This is a genomic window from Bacillus cereus group sp. BfR-BA-01309 (assembly GCF_022664315.1).
Lineage (GTDB): Bacteria > Bacillota > Bacilli > Bacillales > Bacillaceae_G > Bacillus_A > Bacillus_A mobilis.
In genome coordinates this window covers 1-15,625 of record NZ_JAKUHE010000037.1, presented here as the reverse complement: position 1 = coordinate 15,625, position 15,625 = coordinate 1, and the positions used below count along the sequence as shown (strand labels likewise).

Genomic DNA, 15,625 nt, shown 5'->3' with positions numbered 1-15,625 from the left:
GCAACCAAATGGTCCCGTGGTGTAGTGGTTAACATGCCTGCCTGTCACGCAGGAGATCGCCGGTTCGACCCCGGTCGGGACCGCCATTTTATATAAAGAAAAGAACGAAACATGTTGTTTCGTATTTTTTTATTTGTTTTAACAAAAAACTAATAAAGACAGTCAAACTATCCTTAGGAAAACTCCTAAGGACTTTTTTATATATTCAAAACCTGTATAATAAAGAGCAGAGAACATTGTGAGTAAAGTAGGTGAAGTCTGTGAGTAAATATGAAATAACAACAAAATCCGCTGAGGAAACACAAAGATTATCAGAAAAACTAGGTGGACTTGTAGGGGCACAAGATGTAATTATTTTAGAAGGAGATCTAGGGGCTGGTAAGACAACTTTTACAAAAGGACTAGCAAAAGGTCTTGGGGTGAAAAGAGTTGTAAATAGTCCTACCTTTAATATTATTAAAGAATATAAAGGGAGATTGCCGCTATATCATATGGACGTGTATCGCTTAGCTGAAAGTGAAGAGGACTTAGGTTTTGATGAGTATTTCTACGGTGAAGGAATTACCGTAGTAGAATGGGCTCATTTAATAGAAGCATTTTTACCAAATGAGAAGTTACAAATTAGTTTATTCCATGCTGGAAATGATACAAGGAAAATTGTACTCGAGCCAATTGGAGATCGATATATTAGATTATGTGAGGAGCTATTACAAGATGAAAGTACTAGCAATTGATACTTCAAATTACGTAATGGGTGTATCCCTTATTGAAGAAGGAAACGTAATTGGGGAAATCATTACAAACTTAACAAAAAATCATTCTGTACGTCTTATGCCAGCTGTAGAACAACTGTTAAAAGAATGCGGTGTAAAACCGAAAGAATTAACTAAAATCGTTGTAGCTGCTGGACCTGGATCATATACAGGTGTTCGCATAGGTGTGACAGCTGCCAAAACATTAGCTTGGTCACTTCAAATACCGATTGTAGGTGTATCAAGTTTAGAAGTAGTAGCTGCAAACGGAGCTAATTTTGATGGATTAATCTGTCCTTTATTCGATGGAAGACGTGGACAAATTTATACTGGGTTATATACATATGAAGGAGAGAATGTCACTTCTATAGAAGAAGACCGAATCATCCTTATTGTAGACTGGTTGCAAATGTTAAAAGATAAAGGCAAGCAGGTTTTATTTATTGGTAACGATGTTAAACTGCACAAAGAAACAATAATAGAACATTTAGGCGATCAAGCTGTATTTGCTCCTTTCACTAAAAATAACCCAAGACCAAGTGAGTTAGCGTTCTTAGGATTGCAAAAAGAAGAACAAGATGTGCATTCATTTGTTCCTAGTTACCTTCGTTTAGCTGAGGCCGAAACAAAGTGGTTAGAAAGTCAAAACAAGTAGGGGTTTGCAGAAGATGGATATGATATTTAGAAAGATGGAACTCGATGATATCGCTCAAATTGTAGCTATTGAAGAAGCGTCTTTTTCAACTCCTTGGACTGCAGATGCCTTTCACCGTGAGTTAACGACGAATGAACATGCATATTATGTTGTGCTAGAAAAAGATGGTCGTGTAATTGGGTATTGTGGATTGTGGATAATTATTGATGAATCACATATAACAAATATAGCTATTTTGCCAGAATACAGAGGTCAAAAGCTAGGGGATGCTTTATTGAAAGAAGTTATTTCCGAAGCGAAAGATTTAGGGGTAAAAACGATGACACTTGAAGTACGTGTATCAAATGAAGTAGCAAAACAGTTATACAGAAAATACGGATTTCAAAATGGTGGAATTCGTAAACGATACTATGCAGACAATCAGGAAGATGGTCTCGTAATGTGGGTGAATATATAATGGAAAAAAATACGATTATACTTGGTATTGAAACAAGTTGTGATGAAACAGCAGTAGCAGTTGTTAAAAATGGAACGGAAATTATTGCAAACGTAGTTGCATCACAAATTGAAAGTCATAAACGTTTTGGCGGAGTTGTACCAGAGATTGCATCCCGTCATCATGTAGAAGAAATTACAGTTGTGTTAGAAGAAGCTTTAAAAGAAGCAAATATCACATTTGATGATATTGATGCAATTGCTGTAACAGAAGGACCTGGTTTAGTAGGGGCGCTTTTAATAGGGGTAAATGCAGCGAAAGCAGTAGCTTTTGCACATGATATTCCTCTAGTTGGTGTTCATCATATCGCTGGTCATATTTATGCGAATCGTTTAGTAAAAGAAGTTCAATTCCCACTACTATCACTTGTTGTATCTGGTGGGCATACGGAGCTTGTTTATATGAAAGAGCATGGTTCATTCGAAGTGATTGGTGAAACGAGGGATGATGCAGCTGGAGAGGCATATGATAAAGTAGCTCGTACGTTATCTATGCCATATCCAGGTGGTCCTCATATTGATCGCCTTGCACATGAAGGAGAACCAACAATTGATTTGCCTCGTGCATGGCTAGAACCTGATTCGTATGATTTCAGCTTTAGTGGATTGAAATCAGCAGTTATCAACACTGTGCATAACGCAAAACAACGCGGGATAGAAATTGCACCGGAAGATTTAGCAGCAAGTTTCCAAGAAAGTGTAATAGATGTGCTTGTAACGAAAGCATCCCGTGCAGCAGAAACGTATAACGTAAAGCAACTGCTTCTAGCTGGTGGAGTAGCTGCTAATAAAGGACTTCGTGCACGTTTAGAAGAAGAATTTGCACAAAAAGAAAATATTGAGCTAATTATCCCTCCATTATCTTTATGCACAGATAATGCGGCAATGATTGCGGCGGCAGGTACAATTGCATATGAACAAGGAAAACGTGCTACATTAGCTTTAAATGCAAATCCAGGATTAGATATTGAAGCATAGTTATACACAAAATTAACCACAACTTGTGGATAAAACCCATATTATCTGTTGATAATGTGGGTTTTATTGTGTATATAAAATGTTGATAACTTTTTTGTTAATTGTGGATAATGTGGAAAAGTTATTTTGGAGTTTATTTTACAAAGGTGGATATGTGTATAAACTTGTGGATAAATCAGATGAAGTCTGACCTTTACGTGTATTCTTTTTCGGGAAATAAATAACAAGAAGATATCTCTAAAAAACATTTTGAAATACACTCTTATGATAGGGATGTCAAACTTTGTCGGTAAATCGATATGTCGTGTCGAATTGTTTATACGATATGACGTTCATCCCAACTAGAAGAGAAAAAAGGATGTCGCATAGTCAAAAATCCCGACTTATGAGACATCCTTCTTATTCATACTCTTATAAATGTAATTCTTCCCATTCTGCCATACATGCATCAAGTTGCTCTTGTAGTGTTTGCTTTTTCGTTGTAATTTCACTAGCTTTTTCATAATCTGCATATATTTCTGGTAAGCAAAGTTGATCTTCTAACGTAGCAATTTCTTCTTCAAATTCTACAATGTTTTGTTCTAGCTCCTCAATTTTTCGAGTGCGTTGACGTTCTAATTGTTTACGCTCTTTTTCTTCGAGATAATTTAATTTTTCTTGGGCTACAGTTTTTTGAACAGGTGCTTGGCTTTCTTGCTGTTCTTGTTGTTCAAATGCTGCGCGTTCAATCATTTCGTTTTTCTTTTCAACGTAGTAATCATAGTCCCCTAAATATTCTTGTGCACCTTCTGTTGATAACTCAACAACGGTCGTCGTTACACGATTAATAAAGTAGCGGTCATGTGAGACAAATAGAAGGGTGCCTGGATAATCAATTAAAGCATTCTCCAAAATCTCTTTACTATTTAAATCAAGGTGGTTCGTAGGTTCATCAAGAATTAATAAATTCGATTTTTGCATCATAAGTTTTGCAAGAGCTAATCGAGCTTTTTGTCCACCACTAAGAGAAGATACTGGTTTTAGTACATCATCCCCGGTGAATAAGAAGTTACCTAATATCGTGCGAATTTCTTTTTCAGGCTGCAATGGATATTCATCCCATAACTCATTTAAAACTCGCTTAGAGGATGTTAAGTTTGCTTGTTCTTGATCATAATAACCAACAGATACATTGGATCCGAAAGAAACATCACCGTGTAATAGTGGTAACTTATTCACAAGTGATTTTAATAATGTGGATTTCCCGATGCCGTTTGGACCAACTAAAGCAACACTATCCCCGCGAGTTAAGCGCATCGTTACATGTTCAATAATCGGATCCTCATCATAGCCGATCGTTGCATCCTTTACTTGTAAAACATCATTTCCACTTTGTTTTTCAATATCGAAGTGGAAGGAAGCTGACTTAGAATCACCTAATGGTCTTGTTAATAATTCCATTCGGTCTAATTGTTTACGACGGCTTTGAGCGCGTTTTGTCGTAGATGCGCGAGCTATATTTTTTTGAACGAAGTCCTCAAGCTTAGCGATTTCATCTTGTTGTTTTTCATAACGTTTCATGTCTTGCTCGTATAGCGCTGATTTTAAGTCTAAATATTTACTGTAGTTACCAACAAATCGTCTGCTTTCCTTATTCGAAATTTCATATACTTGTGTAACGAGTTTGTCTAAGAAATAACGGTCATGGGAAACGATTAGTATTGCGCCAGGATAGCCTTGTAAATATTGTTCAAGCCATGTTAACGTTTCGATGTCTAAATGGTTTGTAGGCTCGTCCAAAATAAGTAGGTCTGGTTTCGTTAATAATAATTTACCGAGAGCTAATCGTGTCTTTTGTCCACCGCTTAATGTAGAAATCGTCGTCTGGTGCGTTTCAACTGGGAAGCCAAGACCACTTAAAATCGAGCGGATATCTGCTTCGTACTGATAGCCACCTTGATCTTTATAATCTAATTGTAATTGGTCATAATCAGCTAATAATCTTTCGTATGTAGCCTCATTTGAAAAGTTTTCTTCTTTTCCCATCTCTTGCTCTAGCCTTCGAAGTTTTGTCTCCATTTGCTGCAAGTGTGTAAAGACGGTTAACATTTCATCCCAAATTGTTAAAGACGTTTCTAAGCCGGTATTTTGAGCTAAGTACCCGATTGAGACATCTTTCGGTTTTATAATTTCGCCACCATCATGAGATAGCTCACCAGCTATTATTTTTAATAATGTAGATTTTCCGGCTCCATTTCGTCCGACTAATGCGATACGATCTTTCGTTTGAACTTCCAATTTTATGTTTGCAAGAATCGTTTCTGCACCGTATAATTTCGAAAGCGCGTTTACTTGTAATAAAATCAATGTTTTCACCTCAAATAATTTCTTAACTTTGCCATGTTTATATTTCTCAATCATACTAAAAATAGTGTATAGTTTAAAATAAAGAGAGAATACTTCTTCTCTTTATTATACAGGGAAATTCATGAGTGCTAAACTTCTGTATTTGATTCAAGTATATGAATAAAGATAGGAAGAGAGGAGAGGTTATATGGATCAGCAAAAAATTCCACAGGCCACTGCCAAACGATTGCCTCTATACTATCGATTTATCCAAAACTTATCTCTTTCTGGTAAGCAACGTGTTTCATCAGCAGAATTGAGCGAGGCGGTAAAGGTTGATTCCGCAACGATTCGAAGAGACTTCTCATATTTTGGAGCGTTAGGGAAAAAAGGTTATGGATATAACGTAAATTATCTATTATCATTTTTCCGTGAAACACTCGACCAAGATGATATAACACGTGTAGCACTTATTGGAGTAGGTAATTTAGGGACCGCTTTCTTACATTATAATTTCACGAAAAACAATAATACAAAAATTGAAATGGCGTTTGACGTTAGTGAAGAGAAAGTCGGAACAGAAATCGGGGGCATTCCTGTATATCATTTAGATGAATTAGAAGAACGTTTATCAACTGATATACAAGTGGCAATATTAACAGTACCCGCTACAGTAGCACAATCTGTAGCAGATAGATTGGCAGAAACGAACGTGCATGGTATTTTAAATTTTACACCAGCGCGCTTAAATGTGTCAGACAATATAAGAATTCATCATATTGATTTAGCAGTAGAGTTACAAACACTTGTTTACTTTTTAAAGAATTATCCACAATAAAACGCAGAGGAAGCGACCTCTGCGTTTTATTATTGTTTTTTCTTTGTGAATTTAACTAAGATAAGGCGAAGTGCCAAATTAAAATCAATTGTTGCCATAACTGCAAATAGTATTGTCCACATATTCCAGATTGTATCTGTTACGTTCGTAATGGCGAAGCGTGTAAAGATACATCCTAGAAGGAAGTACAATGCAGCCATGAACAGTGGTGAGTTTCTCATACTAAAAATCCTCCGATAAAGCCTTGCATTTTTTCAGCTTCTTTAATCATTTCTTGAATTTGTTCATTGCTCATTAAAACTTGAGCAACTGCAACTAATGTATTCATAGCAACATGAGCTGCGATAGGGACGATAATACGCTTTGTTTTTACATATAAAAAGGCGAACACGAGCCCCATAGAAGTGTATACCAATAAGTGAGTGAAATCAAAATGAATTGCTGCGAATACGAGAGAACTAATGATAGCAGCAATAAAGAAGTTAAACTTCTTATAAAGTGTACCAAATAAAATTTTTCTAAATACGATTTCTTCCAAGATAGGTCCTATTATAGAGATGACGATAAGGAACCAAGGGGTCGTTCTAGCGATATCCATAAGTCTCGCTGTATTTTCTGATCCAGGTTTAATTCCTAATAAACGCATTTCTATCATGCCGGCAATACTTTGCGAGAAAAATGCTAAAAAGAAGCCGATAAAAATCCAACCAATCGTAGCTGGAATAGAAGAACGCGTTGTATCTAAACGTCTGTCGCGAATATCTGTTCTAAGTAACCAAAGTACGATACATAATGCAATAAAGAAGCTAATGATTGCCCAGTGTCCAGTTATGAGTTGGAACTTCTCTTCTCTAGTAAAGCCCCTGTTATCATAAAGTCCAGTTTTTAGGAGAAGTGGTAATCCAGCAATAGATGATAACTGCATTAAAATGTATGTAACGATAACCCACCAATATTGTTTTTTCAAATGGTTTAACCATCCTTTCTAACTCTAGTGTATGAGATAAGGTAGGATAACATGTAAATATGCTACCTACGATATAAACCTTACGTAAATTATGTTTTTTTCGTAAATCCGTATTTGAAATTATAATAGAAGACAGGAGAAAGTTGTGTGTATAGCGAAAACAACTTAGGGTGTCCTTTCATATTGTAACATACGAGTAGTGGAAACAACGATTCATATAGTAAAGGTAGAAGAAGAGGGACTCTATATAGAAAAGTGTATAGCTTAATTTGCGAAAAAATTATGATTTTTTTACTTGCAAAAGAAATTGAGATTATTTATTATTATAAGTGTGTTAGCACTCGGGTGACTTGAGTGCTAATAAAGAAAATTTACATAACAAAATGAGGAGGTTGTTGTTCATGCTAAAACCATTAGGTGATCGCGTTGTAATTGAGCTTGTTCAAGCAGAAGAAAAAACAGCAAGTGGTATTGTATTACCAGACACTGCAAAAGAAAAACCACAAGAGGGTAAAGTTATTGCAGTAGGTACTGGTCGAGTGCTTGAAAATGGTGAGCGTGTTGCTTTAGAGGTAGCAGCAGGTGATCTTATCATCTTCTCAAAATATGCAGGTACTGAAGTAAAATACGAAGGTACTGACTACTTGATTTTACGTGAAAGTGACATTTTAGCAGTTATCGGTTAATTATATAAATCTTAAAAAATCCAAGGGGGTCAATTATTATGGCAAAAGATATTAAATTTAGTGAAGAAGCACGTCGTTCGATGCTTCGCGGTGTCGACACTCTTGCAAACGCAGTAAAAGTAACGCTTGGACCAAAAGGTCGTAACGTTGTACTTGAGAAAAAATTCGGTTCACCACTTATTACAAATGATGGTGTAACAATTGCAAAAGAAATTGAATTAGAAGATGCATTCGAAAACATGGGTGCAAAATTAGTAGCAGAAGTTGCTAGCAAAACAAATGATGTAGCTGGTGACGGAACAACAACTGCAACTGTATTAGCGCAAGCTATGATTCGTGAAGGTCTTAAAAACGTAACAGCTGGTGCGAACCCAATGGGTCTTCGTAAAGGTATCGAAAAAGCTGTTACTGCTGCAATTGCAGAATTAAAAGAGATTTCGAAACCAATCGAAGGTAAATCTTCTATCGCACAAGTAGCTGCTATTTCTGCAGCTGACGAAGAAGTAGGTCAATTAATCGCTGAAGCAATGGAGCGCGTTGGTAACGACGGTGTTATTACTTTAGAAGAGTCTAAAGGATTCACAACAGAATTAGACGTAGTAGAAGGTATGCAATTTGATCGTGGATATGCATCTCCTTACATGATTACTGATTCTGACAAAATGGAAGCAGTTCTTGATAACCCATACATCTTAATTACTGACAAAAAGATTTCTAACATCCAAGAAATCTTACCAGTATTAGAGCAAGTGGTACAACAAGGTAAACCACTTCTTATCATTGCTGAAGATGTAGAAGGCGAAGCGTTAGCTACATTAGTAGTGAACAAACTTCGTGGTACATTCAATGTAGTAGCTGTTAAAGCTCCTGGATTTGGTGACCGTCGTAAAGCAATGCTAGAAGATATCGCAATCTTAACTGGTGGCGAAGTAATCACTGAAGAATTAGGTCGTGACTTAAAATCTGCTACAGTTGAATCTTTAGGACGCGCAGGTAAAATCGTTGTAACGAAAGAAAACACAACTGTAGTTGAAGGTATCGGAAATACACAACAAATCGAAGCTCGCATCGGTCAAATCCGTGCGCAATTAGAAGAAACAACTTCTGAATTCGATCGTGAAAAATTACAAGAGCGTCTTGCAAAACTTGCAGGTGGCGTAGCAGTAATTAAAGTAGGTGCAGCAACTGAAACTGAGTTAAAAGAGCGCAAACTTCGCATTGAAGATGCACTTAACTCAACTCGTGCAGCAGTAGAAGAAGGTATCGTTGCAGGTGGTGGTACTTCACTTATGAACGTATACACGAAAGTAGCTTCTATCGTAGCTGAAGGCGACGAAGCAACAGGTATCAACATCGTACTTCGCGCACTAGAAGAGCCAGTTCGTCAAATCGCAATCAACGCTGGTCTAGAAGGATCTGTAGTTGTAGAGCGTCTAAAAGGCGAAAAAGTAGGCGTTGGTTTCAACGCAGCTACTGGCGAGTGGGTTAACATGCTTGAAACTGGTATCGTAGATCCAGCTAAAGTAACTCGCTCTGCACTTCAAAACGCAGCATCTGTTGCAGCTATGTTCTTAACAACTGAAGCTGTAGTTGCTGACAAGCCAGAACCAAATGCACCAGCAATGCCTGACATGGGCGGCATGGGCATGGGCGGTATGGGCGGAATGATGTAATTCCGTTTGCTCGAAAAACATCCATTTCTATATAGAAATGGATGTTTTTTTATGTTTTTTAGAAAAGGAAATGAATTTCTGTAGAATTTTGTCGCTTTCTCTCTTGACCATATCGATACTTCATTGTTAGAATCTAGGAAGATAATATAAAACAATCCTTCATATATCCTCGATGATATGGTTTGAGAGTCTCTACCGGGTTACCGTAAACAACCTGACTATGAAGGCAGTGCGTCTTATATTTATAAAGAGCGGAAGACTATCTTTCTTTATAAAGCCAGACCCCTGCCTTTTCTTTGTTATGAGACTAGAGGCGGAGGACTGGCTTTTTTTATTATATTAGTAATGCTTTTTGCCTAATTGGTAAAAATATTTATATACGAGAACTAACGTTGGGGTGATTATTTTGAAAAAGCAGCATGATACAATTATCGTTTTAGATTTTGGGAGTCAGTACAATCAGTTAATAGCACGTCGAATTCGTGAGTTCGGTGTATACAGTGAACTTCATCCACATACAATTACTGCAGAAGAAATTAAAGCAATGAATCCAAAAGGGATTATCTTCTCTGGTGGACCAAATAGTGTATACGGTGAAGGCGCATTACATTGTGATGAAAAAATCTTTGAACTAGGATTACCGATCTTCGGTATTTGTTACGGTATGCAGCTTATGACACAACACTTCGGTGGTAAAGTAGAACGTGCAAACCACCGTGAGTACGGAAAAGCTGTTCTTAAAGTAGAGAACGAATCAAAATTATATACGAACCTTCCAGAAGAGCAAGTTGTATGGATGAGTCATGGTGACTTAGTAACTGGTTTACCTGAAGGATTCGTAGTAGATGCAACAAGTGAGTCTTGTCCAATTGCTGGTATGAGCAATGAAGAACAAAACTTATACGGTGTACAATTCCACCCAGAAGTACGTCACTCTGAGCACGGTAACGATTTAATTAAAAACTTCGTATTCGGCGCTTGTGGTTGTTCTGAAGGATGGAACATGGAGAACTTTATCGAAGTAGAATTAGAGAAAATCCGTGAAACTGTGGGAGACAAAAAAGTACTATGCGCACTTAGCGGCGGTGTAGACTCTTCTGTTGTAGCAGTGTTAATTCATAAAGCAATCGGCGATCAATTAACATGTATTTTCGTTGACCACGGCTTACTTCGTAAAGGTGAAGCAGAAGGTGTTATGAAAACATTCAGCGAAGGCTTCCACATGAACGTTATTAAAGTTGATGCACAAGAACGCTTCATGAACAAGTTAAAAGGTGTAGAAGATCCAGAACAAAAACGTAAAATCATCGGTAATGAATTCATTTACGTATTTGATGATGAAGCTTCTAAATTACAAGGAATGGACTTCCTAGCACAAGGTACACTTTATACAGATATCGTTGAGAGTGGTACAGCAACTGCACAAACAATTAAATCTCACCATAACGTTGGTGGACTTCCAGAAGACATGCAGTTCAAATTAATCGAGCCTTTAAACACGTTATTTAAAGATGAAGTACGTGTATTAGGATCAGAACTAGGAATTCCTGATGAAATTGTATGGCGTCAACCATTCCCAGGCCCTGGTCTTGGTATTCGTGTATTAGGTGAAATCACAGAAGAGAAATTAGAAATCGTTCGTGAATCTGATGCGATTTTACGTGAAGAAATTATTAAAGCGGGCTTAGACCGCGAAGTTTGGCAATACTTCACTGCGCTTCCTGGTATGCGTAGCGTAGGTGTTATGGGTGACGAGCGTACTTACGATTACACAGTAGGTATCCGCGCGGTAACATCTATCGACGGTATGACAGCTGACTGGGCACGTATCCCTTGGGACGTATTAGAGAAAATCTCTGTACGTATCGTAAACGAAGTAAAACACGTTAACCGTATCGTGTATGATATAACGAGTAAGCCACCAGCAACTATTGAGTGGGAATAGTATTATACAAAAGATCCATCTATTGCACATGCGTAGATGGATCTTTTATATTTTCGTCATTAATACGAACGAAATTGTAAAAGTTTATAAAAATGTTCGTTTTTAAATTGACAAAACTACTTCGTCGAGTTAATATGAGTATGTAATTTAAACGAAAAGTGAATATTATGCCGTCGTATAATATCGGGGATATGGCCCGAAAGTTTCTACCTAGCTACCGTAAATGGCTTGACTACGAGGCGTTTAGATAAAGATGAGGGGAAACTTGTCTTTATTCATAGAACGCTTCCATGTATATGCAATGGAAGCCTTTTTTATTTTTAATAGATAAAAGAGGGCTAGGGAGATTACGGCGAGTAATCATATAACGGGGGAAACGTAAGATGAAACGCTATTTTCAGTTTGATGAACTCGGTACAAATTATAAAACAGAGTTCATAGCAGGTTTAACGACATTCTTATCTATGGCGTATGTACTATTTGTCAATCCTGCTACACTGTCACTTGGAAATGTTAAAGGGTTACCAGCAGGTACAGGAATGGATCCAGGTGCAGTATTCGTTGCTACAGCATTAGCAGCAGCGATTGGTTCGTTAATTATGGGTATATTTGCGAAGTATCCAATTGCTTTGGCACCGGGTATGGGAATTAACGCGTTCTTTGCTTATACGGCAGTGTTAACGATGGGTATTCCGTGGCAAACAGCAATTGCTGGAACGTTAATGTCAGGTATTATCTTTATTATTCTCACAGCTTCAGGTATTCGTGAAAAAATCATTAATGCAATTCCATCAGAGTTAAAGTTTGCAGTAGCGGCAGGGATCGGATTGTTCATTGCATTCCTTGGATTCCAAAATGCCGGAATTATCGTGAAAAATGATGCTGTTCTTGTTGGATTGGGGGATTTAACAAAGGGCACAACGTTACTAGCAATCTTCGGGGTTGTTACGACAATCATCTTCATGATTAAGAAAGTTAATGGTGCAGTGTTCTACGGTATGATTCTTACAGCAATCTTAGGAGTAGCAACAGGATTAATTGATACTCCGAAAGCTGTAGTGGGAGCAATACCGAGTCTAGAACCAACGTTCGGTGTGGCATTAACGCACTTTGGAGATATTTTCACTGTTCAAATGGTGATTGTTATTATTACGTTCTTCTTCATTGATTTCTTTGATACAGCAGGTACACTTGTAGCGGTTGCGAATCAAGCTGGATTAATGAAGAACAATAAATTACCACGTGCAGGAAAAGCGTTATTCGCAGATGCGATTGCAACTGTAATCGGTGCGATCTTAGGTACATCAACAACAACATCTTACATTGAATCTTCTGCAGGGGTAGCAGCGGGTGGACGTTCTGGATTTACGGCAGTTGTAACAGCAGGATTCTTCTTGCTGGCACTATTCTTCTCACCATTATTAAGTGTTGTAACACCAGCTGTAACGGCACCAGCTTTAATTATTGTAGGAATCTTAATGGTTTCATCTTTAGGCGAAATTGATTGGAAGAAATTCGAGATTGCAGTACCAGCATTCTTTACAATTATTTCAATGCCACTTACGTATAGTATTGCGACAGGGATTGCAATCGGGTTTATCTTCTATCCAATTACAATGGTAGTAAGTGGTCGTCGTAAAGAGATTCATCCAATTATGTATGTTATGGGAGTTTTATTCGTACTATATTTCATCTACGTTCGTAAATAAAAGGGGTTTTTGAAAGGTCTAGACTTAAGGGGAGTCTAGACCTTTTTTGCGTCTTCAGAAAATCTTAAGGATTTCCGAGCGTTTTTCTTCAGAAGTTTTCCTATAATAGAAGTTAGGGATTAAAAAAGTGATGGGGGAGATATTGTGGCAACCGAAACAATACTTGTCGTAGATGATGAAAAAGAAATTAGGAATCTTATTACAATCTATTTAAAGAATGAAGGATATAAAGTGTTGCAAGCAGGGGACGGAGAAGAAGGATTACGTTTACTAGAAGAAAATGAAGTACATTTAGTCGTATTAGATATTATGATGCCAAAAGTAGATGGTATTCACATGTGTATGAAAGTAAGAGAATCGAAAGAAATGCCGATTATTATGCTTTCTGCGAAAACGCAAGATATGGACAAAATTTTAGGATTAACTACAGGTGCAGATGATTACGTAACGAAACCATTTAACCCGTTAGAGTTAATCGCAAGAATTAAATCTCAGTTACGTCGTTATATGAAGATGAATGGTTTTGCTATTCAAAATGAGGACGAGTTAGAAATTGGAGAGATGAAAATAAACATCTCAACCCATAAAGTTATTGTGGATGGAGAAGAAGTGAAACTGACCCCGAGGGAATTTTCGATCTTAGAATTACTAGCTCGTAATCCTGGGATGGTTTTTAGCGCGGAACAAATTTATGAAAAGGTTTGGAACGAAAGGTCTTTCCAGTCGGATAACACGGTAATGGTTCATATTCGGAAAGTGCGTGAAAAGATTGAAGAGAATCCAAGGAAGCCGATATATATAAAAACAGTATGGGGAGTGGGGTATAAGATTGAAAAAGATATTTAATCCATTTACTTATGTTAGGAAAATTCGAGAATTAATTGGAAAGATAGTGAAGAGTGTGAAACGGAGTATACGAATTCAACTTATTACTGCGTTTACTGCTTGTGCGTTATTAGGGCTTTTTTTTGCAAAGGGAGCAGCACCTTTTTTTGAGAATGCGAATCGGCAGGCGACAATAGATTATGGGTCTGGTATGAGAGAAATTCACCAACAAGCTCAAAGTGTGGCGAATAGTTCAGTTCACGAAAATAAATTAGAAGCTATATCCGATATGATCGAAAGGGAGAACCAAAATTTAGAACGAGGATCTAGAGCTTTAAAAGTATTGGTTACTGACGAGAGCGGCAAAGTTGTATATAAGACGAAGCAGGCACAAGAAGAACAAATTGATTTGCATAATACAATTCGTAATGCAGCATCATTTGCAATTAACTATTCAAATGGCCAAGATGCATTTGAAAATACAAGAAAAGAATTTATAGCTTTTGCACCTATTACAATAGGAGATAAGAATTTATACATGTTTGTTAGTGGGATTCCGGGAGGTGAAGTGAGATATCATACGCAAGAAGGGCCGTTTCCATTTTTCATAGGTGTACTCGTATTTATCTTCTCTTTCTTCTATATAACGAAGAGAAAGATGAAGCAAATTGAAGCGATGGCACAAGGTGTAAAGGAAATAGAAAAAGGCAACTTAGCGTATCGTATTGAGAAGAAAGGTGAGGACGAAATTGCGTCTTTAACTGAGAATATTAATAATATGGCAGAAGAGCTTATGAATAATATAGAAAAGGAACGTAAATTAGAGAAGCAAAAGAACGAGCTTATTACGAATGTATCTCACGATTTACGTACACCACTTACTTCTATTATGGGTTATTTACGATTACTTCGAGATTCTAAATATGAAAATAAAGAACAACATGATGAATATACGAGAATTGCTTTTGTGAAGTCGGAGCAGTTAAAGAATTTAATAGAAGATTTATTTGAGTATACGAAGTTAACAAATGAGCAAGTTATATTAGAAAAACAAGAGGTTTGTATAAATGAGTTACTCGAGCAATTAATAGAAGAGTTAGTACCGCAAGCAGAAGAGCATGGACTTACGTTTGTTAAGAAGTTTCCTGAGGAACGTGCCTATGCAGCGGTTGATTCGGAAAAGATGGTTCGTGTATTTGATAATTTATTAATGAACGCGATTAAGTATAGTAAAGATGATGGGGAGATAAAAGTTTCTCTTCAAAGGCAGCGCAGGGAAATACAAATTGTAATTGCGAATCATAGTGAAGAGTTTACAAGAGAAGAACTAGGGAGTTTGTTTGAACGTTTTTATAAGAAAGATCAATCCCGAAGTAGAGTAACAGAAGGATCGGGACTTGGATTGGCAATTGCGAAAAGTATTGTTGAATTACAAGGTGGTAGTATTCGAGCTGAATATAAGGATGGTACTATTCATTTTATCGTCTCGTTACCAATTATAGAAAAATAGTAAATGAATAGAATGGTATATGATAAAAAGGCTTATTTTAAAAGAAATAAGCCTTTTTATATTTTTTTAGAAAAACATGTTGACGATTAAAGGTTAGAGGTGTAATATAGGACAAGTCGCCGATGCAATAACGCAGAACGCGGCAAAGAAAATGAAAAACTTAGTTGACATTAACTAACGAAGATGTTAACATAAGGAAGTCGCAAATGAGCGACCGAGTAGTTCTTTGAAAACTGAACGAAACAAACAACGTGAAACGTCAATTTT

At 37.1% G+C, this 15,625-nt stretch carries 14 protein-coding genes, 1 tRNA gene and 2 riboswitches; of the genes, 12 read left to right on the top strand and 3 right to left on the bottom strand.

Translation table 11 applies throughout. From position 1 onward, the window contains the following. Positions 1-10: 10 nt before the first annotated feature. From MR115_RS29105 to tsaD, 5 genes are all read left to right on the top strand, one after another. Positions 11-86: transfer RNA gene (locus tag MR115_RS29105), tRNA-Asp, on the top strand. A 174-nt stretch (positions 87-260) separates the two neighbouring features. Next, complete coding sequence (gene tsaE, locus MR115_RS29100) at positions 261-734, top strand: tRNA (adenosine(37)-N6)-threonylcarbamoyltransferase complex ATPase subunit type 1 TsaE (protein WP_242243761.1); 474 nt, start codon at positions 261-263, stop codon at positions 732-734. Next, the gene (gene tsaB / locus MR115_RS29095; protein ID WP_000865762.1) at positions 715-1,407 is read left to right on the top strand and encodes a tRNA (adenosine(37)-N6)-threonylcarbamoyltransferase complex dimerization subunit type 1 TsaB; all 693 of its coding nucleotides are present in this window, start codon (positions 715-717) and stop codon (positions 1,405-1,407) included. The genes tsaE and tsaB overlap by 20 nt, the downstream gene beginning before the upstream one ends. Before the next feature lie 13 nt (positions 1,408-1,420). After that, positions 1,421-1,864, top strand: coding sequence for a ribosomal protein S18-alanine N-acetyltransferase (gene rimI, locus MR115_RS29090; protein WP_242243759.1), 444 nt, complete (start codon positions 1,421-1,423; stop codon positions 1,862-1,864). After that, the gene (gene tsaD, locus MR115_RS29085) at positions 1,864-2,880 is read left to right on the top strand and encodes a tRNA (adenosine(37)-N6)-threonylcarbamoyltransferase complex transferase subunit TsaD (protein WP_242243758.1); all 1,017 of its coding nucleotides are present in this window, start codon (positions 1,864-1,866) and stop codon (positions 2,878-2,880) included. The genes rimI and tsaD overlap by 1 nt, the downstream gene beginning before the upstream one ends. Positions 2,881-3,291: 411 nt before the next feature. Here tsaD and MR115_RS29080 read toward each other — a convergent pair whose 3' ends face one another. Continuing rightward, on the bottom strand, positions 3,292-5,226 hold the full coding sequence (locus MR115_RS29080) for an ABC-F family ATP-binding cassette domain-containing protein (protein ID WP_097820314.1): 1,935 nt from the start codon (positions 5,224-5,226) through the stop codon (positions 3,292-3,294). 187 nt (positions 5,227-5,413) lie between these two features. Here MR115_RS29080 and MR115_RS29075 point away from each other — a divergent pair, with 187 nt between their 5' ends. After that, positions 5,414-6,043, top strand: a complete 630-nt coding sequence (locus MR115_RS29075; RefSeq protein WP_000372703.1) for a redox-sensing transcriptional repressor Rex — start codon at positions 5,414-5,416, stop codon at positions 6,041-6,043. A gap of 29 nt (positions 6,044-6,072) precedes the next feature. Here the strand turns inward: MR115_RS29075 and MR115_RS29070 are convergent, their stop codons facing one another. Both MR115_RS29070 and MR115_RS29065 read right to left on the bottom strand, forming a co-directional pair. Then, complete coding sequence (locus MR115_RS29070; RefSeq protein ID WP_001246201.1) at positions 6,073-6,264, bottom strand: YdiK family protein; 192 nt, start codon at positions 6,262-6,264, stop codon at positions 6,073-6,075. After that, entirely contained in the window at positions 6,261-7,010 is a 750-nt protein-coding gene (locus MR115_RS29065; RefSeq protein ID WP_071722019.1) for a CPBP family intramembrane glutamic endopeptidase, read from the bottom strand. The genes MR115_RS29070 and MR115_RS29065 overlap by 4 nt, the downstream gene beginning before the upstream one ends. A gap of 401 nt (positions 7,011-7,411) precedes the next feature. Between MR115_RS29065 and groES the strand changes: the two genes are divergently transcribed. The 6 genes from groES (at position 7,412) to MR115_RS29035 (ending at position 15,358) form a co-directional block, all read left to right on the top strand. Further along, positions 7,412-7,696 carry a co-chaperone GroES gene (gene groES, locus MR115_RS29060; RefSeq protein ID WP_000917306.1) on the top strand — a complete coding sequence of 95 codons (285 nt, stop codon included), beginning with the start codon at positions 7,412-7,414 and terminating at the stop codon, positions 7,694-7,696. A gap of 38 nt (positions 7,697-7,734) precedes the next feature. Then, complete coding sequence (gene groL, locus MR115_RS29055; RefSeq protein ID WP_061679608.1) at positions 7,735-9,369, top strand: chaperonin GroEL; 1,635 nt, start codon at positions 7,735-7,737, stop codon at positions 9,367-9,369. Between the two features lie 139 nt (positions 9,370-9,508). Beyond that, a riboswitch (purine riboswitch) is annotated at positions 9,509-9,610 on the top strand. Positions 9,611-9,775: 165 nt separating this feature from the next. After that, positions 9,776-11,314 carry a glutamine-hydrolyzing GMP synthase gene (gene guaA, locus MR115_RS29050; RefSeq protein WP_132136588.1) on the top strand — a complete coding sequence of 513 codons (1,539 nt, stop codon included), beginning with the start codon at positions 9,776-9,778 and terminating at the stop codon, positions 11,312-11,314. A 153-nt stretch (positions 11,315-11,467) separates the two neighbouring features. Continuing rightward, a riboswitch (purine riboswitch) is annotated at positions 11,468-11,569 on the top strand. 128 nt (positions 11,570-11,697) lie between these two features. Then, positions 11,698-13,023 (top strand): NCS2 family permease, encoded by a 1,326-nt coding sequence (locus MR115_RS29045; RefSeq protein WP_000833097.1) that lies wholly within the window; start codon positions 11,698-11,700, stop codon positions 13,021-13,023. A 144-nt stretch (positions 13,024-13,167) separates the two neighbouring features. After that, positions 13,168-13,869, top strand: a complete 702-nt coding sequence (locus MR115_RS29040) for a response regulator transcription factor (RefSeq protein ID WP_097820315.1) — start codon at positions 13,168-13,170, stop codon at positions 13,867-13,869. Continuing rightward, positions 13,853-15,358 carry a sensor histidine kinase gene (locus tag MR115_RS29035; RefSeq protein WP_242243756.1) on the top strand — a complete coding sequence of 502 codons (1,506 nt, stop codon included), beginning with the start codon at positions 13,853-13,855 and terminating at the stop codon, positions 15,356-15,358. Before MR115_RS29040 ends, MR115_RS29035 begins: the two co-directional genes overlap by 17 nt. Positions 15,359-15,625 lie beyond the last annotated feature (267 nt).

What these genes read in the sequence shown, in the direction of transcription:
- tsaB (WP_000865762.1), top strand. Translation starts at nt 715, where the DNA reads ATGAAAGTACTAGCAATTGATACTTCAAATTACGTAATGGGTGTATCC.
- rimI (WP_242243759.1), top strand. Translation starts at nt 1,421, where the DNA reads ATGGATATGATATTTAGAAAGATGGAACTCGATGATATCGCTCAAATT.
- tsaD (WP_242243758.1), top strand. Translation starts at nt 1,864, where the DNA reads ATGGAAAAAAATACGATTATACTTGGTATTGAAACAAGTTGTGATGAA.
- MR115_RS29075 (WP_000372703.1), top strand. Translation starts at nt 5,414, where the DNA reads ATGGATCAGCAAAAAATTCCACAGGCCACTGCCAAACGATTGCCTCTA.
- MR115_RS29070 (WP_001246201.1), bottom strand. Translation starts at nt 6,264, where the DNA reads ATGAGAAACTCACCACTGTTCATGGCTGCATTGTACTTCCTTCTAGGA.
- groES (WP_000917306.1), top strand. Translation starts at nt 7,412, where the DNA reads ATGCTAAAACCATTAGGTGATCGCGTTGTAATTGAGCTTGTTCAAGCA.
- groL (WP_061679608.1), top strand. Translation starts at nt 7,735, where the DNA reads ATGGCAAAAGATATTAAATTTAGTGAAGAAGCACGTCGTTCGATGCTT.
- MR115_RS29045 (WP_000833097.1), top strand. Translation starts at nt 11,698, where the DNA reads ATGAAACGCTATTTTCAGTTTGATGAACTCGGTACAAATTATAAAACA.